This window comes from Pseudomonas gingeri (assembly GCF_013386165.1).
Taxonomy (GTDB): Bacteria; Pseudomonadota; Gammaproteobacteria; order Pseudomonadales; family Pseudomonadaceae; genus Aquipseudomonas; species Aquipseudomonas gingeri_C.
This window is the reverse complement of the sequence record NZ_JACAOS010000030.1, coordinates 117,881-129,165: the sequence shown is the minus strand read 5'-3', so window position 1 is coordinate 129,165 and position 11,285 is coordinate 117,881. Positions and strand designations below refer to the sequence as shown.

The 11,285-nt window shown below is 62.8% G+C and carries 10 protein-coding genes; 1 reads left to right on the top strand and 9 read right to left on the bottom strand.

Annotated features, from left to right (window positions below; all coding sequences use genetic code 11):
- Nucleotides 1-387 precede the first annotated feature (387 nt).
- Nucleotides 388-1,020: a helix-turn-helix transcriptional regulator gene (locus HX866_RS32545; protein ID WP_218179821.1), complete on the bottom strand. Its 633-nt coding sequence runs from the start codon at nucleotides 1,018-1,020 to the stop codon at nucleotides 388-390.
- Between the two features lie 128 nt (nucleotides 1,021-1,148).
- Here HX866_RS32545 and HX866_RS32540 point away from each other — a divergent pair, with 128 nt between their 5' ends.
- Nucleotides 1,149-2,576 (top strand): MFS transporter, encoded by a 1,428-nt coding sequence (locus tag HX866_RS32540; RefSeq protein WP_177141156.1) that lies wholly within the window; start codon nucleotides 1,149-1,151, stop codon nucleotides 2,574-2,576.
- A gap of 238 nt (nucleotides 2,577-2,814) precedes the next feature.
- Here HX866_RS32540 and HX866_RS32535 read toward each other — a convergent pair whose 3' ends face one another.
- From HX866_RS32535 to HX866_RS32500, 8 genes are all read right to left on the bottom strand, one after another.
- A complete protein-coding gene (locus tag HX866_RS32535) occupies nucleotides 2,815-3,444 on the bottom strand; it encodes a class I SAM-dependent methyltransferase (RefSeq protein WP_177141155.1) in 630 nt (209 codons plus the stop codon).
- A gap of 188 nt (nucleotides 3,445-3,632) precedes the next feature.
- The gene (locus HX866_RS32530; RefSeq protein ID WP_177141154.1) at nucleotides 3,633-4,277 is read right to left on the bottom strand and encodes a methionine ABC transporter permease; all 645 of its coding nucleotides are present in this window, start codon (nucleotides 4,275-4,277) and stop codon (nucleotides 3,633-3,635) included.
- Entirely contained in the window at nucleotides 4,267-5,388 is a 1,122-nt protein-coding gene (locus tag HX866_RS32525) for a methionine ABC transporter ATP-binding protein (protein WP_177141153.1), read from the bottom strand. Before HX866_RS32525 ends, HX866_RS32530 begins: the two co-directional genes overlap by 11 nt.
- Before the next feature lies 1 nt (nucleotide 5,389).
- Complete coding sequence (locus tag HX866_RS32520) at nucleotides 5,390-6,199, bottom strand: MetQ/NlpA family ABC transporter substrate-binding protein (protein ID WP_177141152.1); 810 nt, start codon at nucleotides 6,197-6,199, stop codon at nucleotides 5,390-5,392.
- 96 nt (nucleotides 6,200-6,295) lie between these two features.
- Complete coding sequence (locus tag HX866_RS32515) at nucleotides 6,296-7,675, bottom strand: LLM class flavin-dependent oxidoreductase (RefSeq protein ID WP_177141151.1); 1,380 nt, start codon at nucleotides 7,673-7,675, stop codon at nucleotides 6,296-6,298.
- Entirely contained in the window at nucleotides 7,675-8,868 is a 1,194-nt protein-coding gene (locus tag HX866_RS32510; RefSeq protein ID WP_177141150.1) for an SfnB family sulfur acquisition oxidoreductase, read from the bottom strand. The genes HX866_RS32515 and HX866_RS32510 overlap by 1 nt, the downstream gene beginning before the upstream one ends.
- Before the next feature lie 23 nt (nucleotides 8,869-8,891).
- Nucleotides 8,892-10,133 (bottom strand): SfnB family sulfur acquisition oxidoreductase, encoded by a 1,242-nt coding sequence (locus HX866_RS32505; RefSeq protein WP_177141149.1) that lies wholly within the window; start codon nucleotides 10,131-10,133, stop codon nucleotides 8,892-8,894.
- 211 nt (nucleotides 10,134-10,344) lie between these two features.
- Nucleotides 10,345-11,100 (bottom strand): hypothetical protein, encoded by a 756-nt coding sequence (locus tag HX866_RS32500; RefSeq protein ID WP_177141148.1) that lies wholly within the window; start codon nucleotides 11,098-11,100, stop codon nucleotides 10,345-10,347.
- Between the last annotated feature and the right edge of the window lie 185 nt (nucleotides 11,101-11,285).

Sequence of the window (11,285 nt, the reverse complement as noted above, 5' to 3'; positions counted from 1 at the left end):
CAAGCCCGCTCGCCACAAGGGCGTGTTCTGAGCACAGACCGAGGACGATTCCCTTTCCCTTGAGTGAACTTTCCTAGAAAATCCTTTTGGTTTGCGCCTGTCATGCTCGGGGTTCTAGGCTGGGTCCTGTCACTGTAAAAATACAGTGATCGGGTTTGGTAGCCCGAGGTAAATCAAGGCGCATCGCGCCGCCGATTCGATCAGCCGGCGCTTTTTACAGTCTGCTGTTTTCGTTTATGGCGGCTGTGCGCGGGGTGCCTTCGGGTGCGCCGGGTTCCTTGATTCCCGGTCTACCAACCTGCGTACAGCCGCCACCCCAATCGTTTGGTAGCGATAAGCCATTTTTTCGCGAGCAAGCTCGCTCCTACAGGGGATCGGCGTCAGGTGTCAGGCCGTGGGGGTAATGCGATACGCACAACGCCGTGCACCCAGCAGGATATGCTCGACCCGCTCGACCTTCGCCCGCAGCACCTGCTCGAACACCTGCAATTCAGCCCGGCAAAAACCCTGGCACGCACTGGCCGCCGCGCAGATCGGGCAATGGTTTTCCACCAGCATCAGGGCGCCGTCCGGCTGCTCGCTCCACTCGGCCATATAGCCCTCGCGCACCCGCAGCGCCACCAGGCGTTCAACCCGGTCCTTGAGGTCCGGCGCGCTCGACAGCTCACGCTCGTACTGGGCCTGGGTCTGCCGTTCGCGGACATCGATCAGGCGCTCAATAGCGTCCTCACCGAAGGTCTCGCGCACGGTCTGCAACAGCTGCACCGTGAGTTCCGAATGGGCATCGGGAAACCGCCCATGACCGGCCGCAGTCAGGTGCCAGACCTGCGTCGGCCGCCCCACGCCACGAGCCTCGGAACGCGCCTCCACCCACCCACTCGCCGCCAACTTCACAAACTGCTGGCGCGCCGCTTCACCCGTGGTGCCCAGGACCTGTCCGGCATCACTGGCCAACTGAGGCCCCCGGGTCTTGAGCAGGTGCAGAAGACGATCCGCCGGAGACGTCGCCGTATTTTCCAAGTCATTTCTTGACAAAATAAATCGCCTCGCCACAATATTCAAAGCACTTGCTTGGCAAATTAACTCAACCGTGACGCTCACGCAATTCGCCATGCGCTGCAAGGCGAAAGCACAACAAGGAATCGTTCATGCAAACCCAAGACAGCAGTTGGGGAGAATTACTCTCCGGCAAGAACGCCGCCCGCTCCATCGCCCTTTCCGGCGGTATCGCGTTGTATGCGACCAACACCTACATCGCCACCACCATCCTGCCCTCGGTGGTCAAGGAAATCGGCGGCCTGGAACTCTATGCCTGGAACACCACGCTGTTCGTGGTCGCGTCGATCCTCGGCTCCGCCGTCACCTCAAAGTTGCTGCAAAGCACCGGACCGCGCCTGGCCTACGCCACGGCGGCGCTGGTGTTCATGCTCGGCGGGCTGATCTGCGCCCTGGCGCCGAGCATGCCGATAATGGTCACGGGGCGCTCGATCCAGGGCTTCGGCGGCGGGATGCTGTTGGCGCTGTGTTACTCGATGATCCAGCTGGTGTTCGAGGAGCGGCTCTGGCCCCGGGCGATGGCCCTGGTGTCCGGCATGTGGGGCGTGGCGACCCTGGTCGGTCCGGCCGTGGGCGGGGTGTTCGCCGAGTTCGATGCCTGGCGTTTCGCCTTTGGCGCGATGGTGCCCGTCAGCCTGGCCTATATCGCCCTCACCAGCAGCGTGCTGCCCAAACGAGACAAGGCCACAGCAAGCAAAATTCGCCTGCCGGTGCCGCAACTGATGCTGCTGGCGGCGGCGGTGCTGGCGGTCGGCGCTGGCAGTGTTTCGTCGCTGCCGAGCTGGAACCTGCTGGGCATTGCGACCTGTATCGTGCTGGTGTTGCTGTTGGTGCGCCATGAGTCCAGCGCGCTGACCCGCCTGTTGCCCATCGGGGCGTTTCGCCTCGACACGCCGCTGTGCGCACTCTATGCGACCACCAGCCTGTTGGTGATCGGCATGAGCAGCGAGATCTTCATGCCGTACTTCCTCCAGCACCTGCACGGCCAGTCGCCGCTGATCGCCGGGTACATGACCGCGCTGATGGCGGCCGGCTGGACGGTGTCGGAAATCCTCAGCTCCGGCTGGACCGGACGCAATGTGTCGCGGGCGATTGTCAGCGGGCCGCTGTTCATTCTGGTCGGTTTGGTGCTCCTGGCCTTGACCACGCCTCTGGCCGGCCAGGGTGAATGGCCGGTGCTGGCGGCGATCTGCCTCGGCCTGAGCCTGATCGGTTTTGGTATCGGCCTGGGCTGGCCGCATCTGCTGACACGGATCCTGCAGGTGGCATCGGAGCAGGACCACGACACCGCAGCCTCGTCGATCACCACCATGCAGTTGTTCGCCATGGCATTGGGCTCGGCGCTGGCGGGAGGGATCGTCAATATGGCCGGGATCAACGATGTGAGCAGCAGCGAAGGCGCGGCCAATGCGGCGCGCTGGTTGTTCGTGGCGTTTACCCTGGCACCGCTGCTGGCGCTGGTGACGGCGACCCGTTCGATCCGCACGCAGAGCGGCGCCGCTGAACCCGTACCCTCTTGAAACACCCACCGCCCTGTAGAGAGGGGCTTGATAGCGGCATCGGTCTTGCTGGCCCCATCGCCAGCAAGCTGGCTCCTACAGAAGCCTGGGCTCGACGCAATTTTTGTAGTGAAACACAAACTGGTGGGAGCCGGCTTGCTGGCGATAGCGTCCAGACAGGCGCTGCTGGACTCAAGGACCTCATCGCTGCGATAGAGCACCCCGACAGGTCAGCGCCTAAGGGGGAGAGTGCCCTGCTTCAGGTTCTGCGCCAGACGCTGGCCAGCCACGGCTGCTGCTCACGCGGCAGCCCGGCGGGACGATAGTAGTGTTCCAGTTCGACAAAGCCCGCCGCCGCCAGCAGTTCCCGCCAGGCTTCGAGATCGTGATAGGAACCATAACGCTCGCCATTCCAGCCTTCCTGGTTTTCCCCGCGCGGATTGGAACTGAACAGCACGCCTCCGGGCTTGAGCGCGGCATGCAGTTGCCCCAGCACCCGTGGCAACTCCTGACGTGGGATATGGAACAGCACGGCGTTGGCGAAAATCCCATCGAAACGCTCAGGCGGGAGTTCAAGCTCAAGGAAGTTCTGCTGCAACACCTCACAACCGCTGTCTTCACGGGCCATCTGGGCAAAACGCTCGGAACCGTCGAGGCCGACCGCAATATGCCCCATGCGCGTGAAGGTCTGCAGATCGCGCCCGGGACCGCAGCCGAAATCCAGCACGGTAAAGGGCGCGGTGCCCTGGATATGCCGCAGCAACGCGTCGATATTCTGGCTCACATCGTGGTCGCGGGTGCCTTCGCGGAAACCTTCGGCACTGCGGTTGTAATGACCGAGGGTGGTGGAAGCGATCTGTTCGAGGTCGTTGGGGCCGAGGGTTTTCATCGAGGTCTGCACGGGCTGGGGTGGATGTTGCGAATATATCACCCCACCCTTTGATGCCGCGCCTGTCATGGCCTCATCGCCGGCAAGCCGGCTCCCACGGTTTTTGGGCGCATACCGTATTTCGGCACAACTCGGACACTATGGGAGCTGGCTTGCCGGCGATAGCGTCCGCCCAGACGACAACGCCCTCAACGCTTGTTCAGCACCCGCGCCAAACGGTCGCCGCCCAACTGGATCAGCGCCACCAGGATCACCAGCAACACGATCACCGTCAGCATCACCTGGCTGTCGAAACGCTGGTAGCCGTAGCGGTAGGCGATATCCCCCAGGCCGCCCGCGCCAATGGCTCCGGCCATGGCCGAGGAGTTGATCATGGTCACCAGGGTGATGGTGAATCCGCTGACGATCCCCGGCAGCGCCTCGGGCAACAGTACATGCCAGACGATATGCCAGCGTCGACAGCCCATGGCCTGGGCTGCTTCGATCAAACCATGATCGACCTCGCGCAGGCTCACCTCGGCGATCCGCGCGAAAAACGGCGTGGCCGCAATCGTCAGCGGCACCACGGCGGCCCACACCCCATAGGTGGTGCCGACGATCAGGCGGGTAAAAGGAATCAACGCCACCATCAGGATCAGGAACGGGATCGAACGGAACAGGTTCACGAACGCCCCCAGTATCCGGTTCAGCGCCGGCGCCTGATAAATCCCGCCCTTGTCACTGGTGACCAGGATCACCGCCATCGGAATCCCCACCAACAGGGCGATCAACGACGACACACCGACCATCAGGAAAGTGTCGATCGTTCCCTGCCACAAACGCTCAAGCCACATAACCCAGCACCTCCACCTGTTGTGCCCAACGCCCCGCCCGCTGGCGCAGCTCTTCAGCCCCCAGCGCCGAGCCGCTCACCGCCAGCAGCAACTGCCCCAAGGCATGTCCCTGGATACGTTCGACACCGCCCTGCAACAAACGCACACGCCCACCCAGCGCACTGAACAGCGCCGCCAGGTCCGGCTCGTCGGCCGCGTTGCCGGTCAGTTGCAGGCGCAACACCAGCGCCGACTCCGCTGACTCGGGACGTGCCCGCAAGCGCTCCTGCAACTCCGCCGGCAACGTGTGCTGCAACGGCGCCAACAAGGTCCGGCTGACCTCATGCCGTGGATCGCCGAACACCTGCCACACCGGCCCCTGCTCGACCACCCGGCCATGCTCCAACACCACCACCCGATCACAGATCTCGCGGATCACCGCCATCTCGTGGGTGATCAGGACAATGGTCAGGCCCAGGCGCTGATTGATCTCACGCAGCAGGCCGAGGATCGATTGCGTGGTTTCCGGGTCCAGTGCCGAGGTGGCTTCGTCACACAGCAGGATCGCCGGGTCATGGACCAGCGCCCGGGCAATCCCCACGCGCTGTTTCTGCCCGCCGGACAACTGCGCCGGGTAGGCTTTGTGCTTGTCCCGCAAGCCCACCAGCTCCAGCAGCTCGCGGACCTTCTGCTCCCGTTGCAGCTTCGGCACCCCGGCCACCTTCAACGGCAGCTCGACGTTCTGCCACACGGTCTTGGCCGACATCAGGTTGAAGTGCTGGAAAATCATGCCGATGCGCCGACGCAATTCCACCAGGCGATTTTCGTCGAACTCGCCGATGTCGACCTGGTCGATCAGTACCCGGCCCGAACTCGGTTGTTCCAGGCGATTGATGGTGCGGATCAGCGACGACTTGCCAGCGCCGCTGCGACCGATGATGCCAAACACCTCGCCGCGCTGGATCGCCAGGTCGATACCTTGCAGGGCATGCACCGGCCCCTGCCGGCCCTCGTAGGTCTTGCCCAGGCCGATAAAGCGCACGTGGGCACGATTGAGTTCAGGATGCAGCTCGGTCTGCTCGGCGCTATGGGGCGTTTCCTCGCGTGGACGCTGGAGATTGACGACACTCATGTCAGCCTTCCCAACCGGCCTGGTACAGCTTGCCATGGGCCTTATCCAAGGCAGCGCGCACCGCTGGCGAGTGCTGGTAGATATCGACGAACTTGATCAACCGTGGGTCGGTTTTCTCTTTCGGCTGGATCACGAACTGGATCACGTATTCCTTGTGGTCCAGACCGTCGAACAGCAACGCGGAGCCGGCATCGAAGGTCTTCGCCAGACGGATATAAGCCGGGTAGCCCTGCACCAGATCAGCGTCGTCGTAGGCGCGCACCAGCTGCACGGCTTCGACCTGGAGGATCTTGATCTTTTTCGGGTTGCTGACGATATCGTCTTCGGTTGCCTTGTAGCCGACGCCGGGTTTAAGGGTAATCAAGCCGGCCTTGGCCAACAGTTGCAGGCCGCGACCGCTGTTGATCGGGTCGTTGGCGATGGCCACGGTGGCGCCTTGCGGCAGTTCGTCGAAGCTTTTGTATTTCTTCGAGTAGAGACCGACGTTGTTGATGATCCCCGGGGCAAAGGGCACCAGGTCAAAACCGGCGGCGGCCTTGGCGTTTTCCAGGAAGGGGATGTGCTGAAAATAGTTCACGTCGATATCGCCGGCGGCGAGGCTGACGTTGGGGGCGATCCAGTCGGTGAATTCCACCAGCTCGACTTTCAGGCCCTGTTTGCCGGCCTCTTCGACAGCGGCTTCCAGGGGGATGGCGAAGGCGGCGGTGGTGCCGACCTTGAGTGGTGCGTCGGCGGCGTGGGCGGCGGCGCTGAAGAGACCGAGGGCCAGGACCAGTGCCTTGACCGGATGGGGGAGGAAGGTTGTTTTCATAAGTGGTTTTCCAGTCAAAGCACAAAGGTGTGGTGTTTGAGCGGGCCCCATTGCGAGCAAGCTCGCGCCTACAGGGGGCCGCGCTGCGCAATCAAATCAAACTGTAGGAGCGAGCTTGCTCGCGATAGGGCGATAGCCCGCCCCGGCATGCTGCTCGGGCAAATGGGCTTCAGCGTGAAACAGCTTCTCGCGCAAGGTCCCCGGGTCATAAGCGGTCTTGTACGACCCGCGCCGCTGCAACTCCGGGATCACCAGATCGATAAAATCCACATAGCTTTCCGGAGTGACAATGCGCGTCAGGTTGAAGCCATCCAACCCGGTTTCGGCGATCCACGATTCCAGCTCGTCAGCCACCTGTTCGGGCGAGCCGACCACCGTGAAATAGCGCCCGCCCAAGGCGTGCTGCTCAAGCAATTTGCGCCGGGTCCAGTCATTGTTCTGCAGGTTTTTGGTTGCCGACTGGATCGCATTGCTCTTCACATACTGGATCGGTTCATCCAGTTCATACTCGGCAAAATCGATCGCGGTGGACGCGGAAAAATGCGCCACGCCCGCCTCCGCACTGGCATACCCCAGGTACTCGGCATGCTTGGCCCAGGCGGCGGCTTCGGTCTCGCCGACAATCACGTTCAAGCCCATGAACAGCTTGATGCCCTCGGGATCACGTCCCGCCGCCACCGCGCTGGCCCGCACCTTGTCCACCTGGACCTTGGTCGCCGCCTTGTTCTGCCCGCTGATAAATACGCACTCGGCATGCCGCCCGGCGAACTCGAGACCACGTTCCGAACTGCCGGCCTGGAACAGTACCGGCGTGCGCTGCGGCGAAGGCTCGCAGAGGTGATAACCCTCCACCTGATAGAACTCACCGGCGTGCTGCACCTTGTGCACTTTCTCAGGCAAGGCGTAGATCCGCCGGGCAGAATCATTGAGCACCGCGTCGTTTTCCCAACTGCCTTCCCAGAGTTTGTACAGCACCTCCAGATACTCATCGGCCTGGTCGTAGCGTCGGTCATGCTCGACCTGCTCCTTGAGGCCCATAGCCCGGGCGGCGCTGTCGAGATAACCGGTGACGATGTTCCAACCAACCCGCCCACGACTCAGATGGTCGAGCGTCGACATCCGTCGGGCGAACAGGTACGGCGCCTCGTAGGTGAGGTTGGCCGTCAGGCCAAAACCGAGGTTTTTCGTCACCGCCGCCATGGCCGAAACCAGCAGCAGCGGATCGTTGACCGGCAACTGGATCGACTCCCGCAACGGCACGTCCACCGCCCCCTGATACACGTCGTAGACCCCGACGATATCGGCGATAAACAACCCATCGAACAAACCGCGCTCAAGCAATTGCGCCAGCTCGATCCAGTATTCCAGCGTCTTGTACTGGGTCGAGTTGTCCCGTGGATGGGTCCACAGTCCGTGGTTGATATGCCCGATGCAGTTCATGTTGAACGCATTGAGCAGGAGCTTTTTCTTCGCCATCAAATCGTCCCCCGCAGCGGCGGATTTTCCGCGTTGAGGTAGTAGTTGCCCACCGCGTGGTACTTCCAGCGCACCGGGTCGTGCAGGGTGTGCACCCGCGCGTTGCGCCAGTGACGATCCAGCCCGTGCTCGGCCAGGGTCGCCTGGCTGCCGGCCAGCTCGAACAGGCTGCTGCCGGCCGCCAGGGAAATTTCGGTACTGATGGCCCGCGCTTCGGCGACGGCAATCGAGGCCGCCGCCACTGTCTCGGCGTTGGTCTCGGCCTGGGCCCGATCAAGGTATTCACCGGCCCGCTCCAGCAACGCCTCGGCGGCGTGCAGGCGAATGCTCAGGTGGCCGATGCTCTTGAGGGTCAAGGGATCTTCAGTGGCCTTGTCGCTACTGGCATCGATCCATGGACGCGTGCGGGTGCGGACAAAATGCAGGGTGTCTTCATAGGCCGCCCGGGCAATGCCGGTGTCGATGGCCGCATGGAGAATCTGCGCCAGCGGGCCGACCGGGGTCGGGCGCTCGAAAGCCGTTTGAAACGGGATCACGTCTTCGGCGGCCACATACACATCCTCGAACACCACCGAACCACTGCCGGTGGTGCGCTGGCCAAAACCGCTCCAGTCGTCGATCACATTCAGGCCGACACTGTCGCGGGGCACGAAAGCCAACTGCTGGACGCCCTGCTCATCCACTACCGACGTCGGGATGCGCTGGGCATACAAAGCCCCCGTGGCGTAGAACTTGCGGCCGTTGATTCGGTAGCCGTCGCCATCGCGGCGCAGGCTGGTGATGCGATCGTGGGCGGTTTTTGTGCCCAGTTCGGCCAGGGCATTGCCGAAGCGCCGACCGGCCAGGACCTCGGCATACAGCCGTTGTTTCTGCGCCTCGCTGCCGTTGACCCGCAGCACTTCCAGGGCATAGAAATGGTTTTGTGGAATCTGCCCCAGGGACGCGTCGGCCTCGGCGATCAGTTGCGTGACCCTGGCCAGGGTGACATTCGACACCCCGGCACCGCCGTAGGCTTTCGGCACGCTGATGCCCCAGAGGCCCGAACGGGAAAACACCTCCAGTTCGGCCAGTGGCAGACGCCGCTCACGGTCGCGCACGACACTGTCGCGCTTGAAGTCTTCGGCCAGGTCGCTGGCCACGATCAGGGCTTGCTCGTCGCTGCTGATGACCGCGACGTGTTGAGAAAAAGTCATGTGTTTCTCCAGAGGTCTGGTCGTCAAATCCAGGAATGCCGGGCCGGCAAACTGCCGTTCAGGTGATAGGCGCCCACGGCGTGGTATTTCCAGCGCACCGGGTCGTGCAGGGTATGCACCCGGGCGTTGCGCCAGTGCCGGTCGAGGTTGAATTCGGCCAGGGTGGCGCGGCTGCCGGCCAGCTCGAACAGCTTCTCGCTGGCCAGCAAGGCGATTTCAGTGGTGAGCACCTTGGCCTCGGCCACGGCAATCGAGGCCCGGGCCGCGGCGGCCGCATCCACGGGACCGGCGCTGACCTGGTCGAGGACCTGCCCGGCCTTGCGCAACAGCGCCTCGGCGGCGTGCAGTTCGATTTTCAATTTGCCGATATCGGCAATCACGTAGAGGTCGTCACTGGCGCGCTCGACCTTGGCGTCGACCCACGGCCGCGAACGCTCGCGGACAAAGGCGATGCTGTCGTCGATGGCCCCACGGGCGATGCCCGCGTCGATGGCGGCCTGGATCAATTGCGAGTAGGCGCCCTGGATATTCGGTACCTCGCCCTGGCGCCAGTTGTCGACGACGTCTTCCACCTCCACCCGCACCTTGTCCAGCAACACGCTGCCGCTGGCGGTGGTGCGCTGACCGAAGCCCGACCAGTCGTCGACGATGCGCAAGCCCGGCGTACCGCGACGGACGAAGGCCATGACCTGCCGCCCTTCGTCGTTGATCGCCTTGACCGCCACCCAGTGGGCAAACAGGGCGCCAGTGGAATAGAACTTCTGGCCGCTGATGACAAAACCATCGCCATCGGCGGTGATCCGGGTCTTCAGCTCCAGGGTGTTTTTCGTGCCGCGCTCCGGCCCCGCATTACCGATGCGCCAGCCTTCCAGCACGCTCTGGAACAGCTGCTTTTTCTGGCGTTCGGTGGCGGTGCCCTGGAGCAACTGCAGGATGCCGAATTGATTCTGCGGGATCTGCCCGAGGGCCGGATCGGCAGCGGAAATAATCGCGAAAACCTCGGCCACAGTGACAAAGGAAACCTGCGGCCCGCCGTACTCACGGGCAATCGTGATGCTGCCCAGGCCGCTGCGGGTGAACTGCTCGATCTCGGCCCACGGCAACTTGCGTTGACGGTCACGGCGCGCTGCCTGCGCACGGGCAACCTCGGCCAACTCACGGGCGGCCTGCAGGGCTTCGGCGTCGTTGCGCAGCACACGGACCGGCAACAACAGCGGGGCAATATCCTGGTCGCTCTGGACCTGTGCTTCATGCAAGTTAGACATCATCGCCACTCCGTGGCGTGCGCAATGCCCTGGCGATCCGCACAAGGGTGATTGTGTTCCTGACCATACCGTCCTCATCTCTCTTTGGAAGCATCGCAAAAGCGCGATGCCATCGAAATCAAACAAGTCCGGTGGTCCGGTGCATATACCCTAAGCGCGTATAAAAATTAAATAAACTAACCTTTGGGAATATGTATAGAAGGCCAACCTCTCAACCCCGGCAGGGTTGGGCGAGCGTGGGAAAAACCGGGCGCGGGGTTCTGATGTAATGCCGGGCGCTGCCAACCCTGAGGCGCCTCGCCGGTGCCCAACGGGAGTTGTTGCCGACCCGGTCGATCACGCAGTAGGTCAGATCCAGGCCGCTGTCTTCACCGGCTTCCTGGATCACCGCCGGGGGCACGAAGACCCGGACCGGCTTGCCGATGTCCTCGCCCGCGAGCTTGGGCAGGTCGAGGCGTACATCGCCCCAGAGCAAGGTGATCTCGTCCTCGACGGCCATGTTCAGGTAGGGCTCCAGGGTCAGCGGCACGCCTCGGCGCATCTGGCTGGGGTTGACCCCGTAGCGCTGGATCGGCGCGGGAATGATCAGCGGCGCCAGTCCCTGGTTTTCCTCACCAAAGGGCTGGCCCCCCGGACACGCGAGCTTGACCGGTACCTCGAGCCGACGCGAACAGGCGCCGGCACTGCCCACCCGCAAGACTCGATAGTGGACCCGCGCCAGCCCGTCCAGGACAAAACTCTCCGGCACCCGCAAACTCAGCGACTGGCCCACATCACTGGCCGACACCTGCCGGGCCGTGACATAACAACCGTCCCAGAACAACTCGATCAGGTCGCCCTCATCCATGCCGACATAGGGCCGGATGACAATCGACAACTGCGCGGCGGCCAACAGGCCAATACCACGCCCATGGGCCTGGGGAACGACAGGCGGAGCCAGCCACAGGTTTTCCTGAAAATGAGTCATGCAAAAATCCTTTTTGTAGGGTGACGAAAAGTCCAACGTGCAGGCGCAGGCCTGGGCCGCATAAACAACCGTTGTCTTTGAACCTCAATAGGTGTCCTTACCGTCACAAACTCTGGAAGGCACACACGCAGCCCGGCATACAGTTGGCCGAAACTTCCATACGGTCCTGATAACGTCGTGCAGGT

Excerpts from the sequence above, each read along its gene's own strand:
- HX866_RS32540 (WP_177141156.1), top strand. The coding sequence starts at position 1,149 with ATGCAAACCCAAGACAGCAGTTGGGGAGAATTACTCTCCGGCAAGAAC.
- HX866_RS32535 (WP_177141155.1), bottom strand. The coding sequence starts at position 3,444 with ATGAAAACCCTCGGCCCCAACGACCTCGAACAGATCGCTTCCACCACC.
- HX866_RS32530 (WP_177141154.1), bottom strand. The coding sequence starts at position 4,277 with ATGTGGCTTGAGCGTTTGTGGCAGGGAACGATCGACACTTTCCTGATG.
- HX866_RS32525 (WP_177141153.1), bottom strand. The coding sequence starts at position 5,388 with ATGAGTGTCGTCAATCTCCAGCGTCCACGCGAGGAAACGCCCCATAGC.
- HX866_RS32520 (WP_177141152.1), bottom strand. The coding sequence starts at position 6,199 with ATGAAAACAACCTTCCTCCCCCATCCGGTCAAGGCACTGGTCCTGGCC.
- HX866_RS32515 (WP_177141151.1), bottom strand. The coding sequence starts at position 7,675 with ATGGCGAAGAAAAAGCTCCTGCTCAATGCGTTCAACATGAACTGCATC.
- HX866_RS32510 (WP_177141150.1), bottom strand. The coding sequence starts at position 8,868 with ATGACTTTTTCTCAACACGTCGCGGTCATCAGCAGCGACGAGCAAGCC.
- HX866_RS32505 (WP_177141149.1), bottom strand. The coding sequence starts at position 10,133 with ATGTCTAACTTGCATGAAGCACAGGTCCAGAGCGACCAGGATATTGCC.
- HX866_RS32500 (WP_177141148.1), bottom strand. The coding sequence starts at position 11,100 with ATGACTCATTTTCAGGAAAACCTGTGGCTGGCTCCGCCTGTCGTTCCC.